Source organism: Staphylococcus sp. B1(2026) (assembly GCF_058895785.1).
Genome location: NZ_JBZXTS010000103.1, coordinates 1 through 1340 on the forward strand (window position 1 = coordinate 1; position 1340 = coordinate 1340).

Below are 1340 nucleotides of genomic sequence, written 5' to 3' on the forward strand. Positions count from 1 at the left end.
TTACTTATGTGAAAGATGAACAAAAGGCAATCATTACATTTACTAAGCAATCAAATGGTTCTGAATTAGACAGAGTAGAAGAAAAAGGTAAATCAAATGAGTTAATTCAACGTAAAAACTATACAGATAAGTTAAAAGAATTAACAAACAAAGGTTATCAAGTAGTCATAAATACATTTACATATCCACAAAGATTTGACAAAGATAGTAAAGTAGATCAACCTTTCGAAGTTGTATTGAAAGAACCGGTTGTACCATTTGATCCGACAACTCCACCAAAACCAGAGTACCCAATGGATCCAAACAATCCAGAAGGACCTAAGTGGACAAAAGATAAGATTAAACAATTATCTGAACAAGCAACAAAAGACTTGTCACGTACAATTACATATGTATATGAAAATGGTAATAAAGTAGCAGAACCATTTACAGATACAGCGTCATTCAAACGAGTATTACAAGTTAATGTTGTCACAGGTGAGAAAGTAGAAGAAGGTAACTGGACATCAACAGATGATGTAATTTCAGGAAAAGTATCACCAGTGATTCCAGGTTATATCGCAGACAAAGCAACAGTTACTGATGTAACAGGCTTAACAGGATACTCAACTAATCCAGTTGATGTAGTGGTTATCTATAGTAAGTTAGCGAACTTTGTACCGATTGTTCCGGAAGGTGAAACACCAATTCCAGTAATTCCATATCCAAATGATCCAAATAATCCAACACAACCGGGACAACCAACAGATCCAGGATTCCCAGTGATTCCACATGTACCAGGAACAACACCAATTGGACCAGATGGACAGACACCATTAGTACCAGTGAATCCAGAAGATCCAACACAAGGCTATATTCCACCAGTAATTGAGAATCCTAAAAAGGATACACTAATTGTTTATAAATCAGTGAAACCAGTACAGCCTGAACAACCGACAGATTCTAAAGTATCAGTAACACCAGTAAGTCCAGAACAGCCAACTGCTCCAAAAATACCCGCAACTTCGGTAAATCCACAACAACTACAAGTACCAAAAACTTTAGGTAAAGTTGTGAAACAATTACCAGATACAGGTATAAATTCGTCATCAACATCAGCTGCTGGTGTAGGATTACTAGGTGCAGCATTAGGCTTAGTAGGTTTACGTCGTAAGAAAAAACAATAAGAATGATGTAGTTTCAAGAATCAACAAAGTGAAATAAAACAATGAAATTTAAAACATGCCACTAATTAATAAACTAAGATGAGATAAAGTTTATTAAAAGGTGGCATGTTTTGATTATTAAAAATTTTAATTTGATTTAGTTGAAAACAAAATGTTAGTGTAAAGTTATTGTTG

General features: G+C 34.6%; 1 protein-coding gene. It reads left to right on the forward strand.

The genetic code is table 11. From position 1 onward, the window contains the following. The coding region (locus tag AC5EAH_RS08115) for a mucin-binding protein (RefSeq protein WP_493494274.1) at positions 1-1166 on the forward strand (1166 nt) is incomplete at its 5' end. Between the last annotated feature and the right edge of the window lie 174 nt (positions 1167-1340).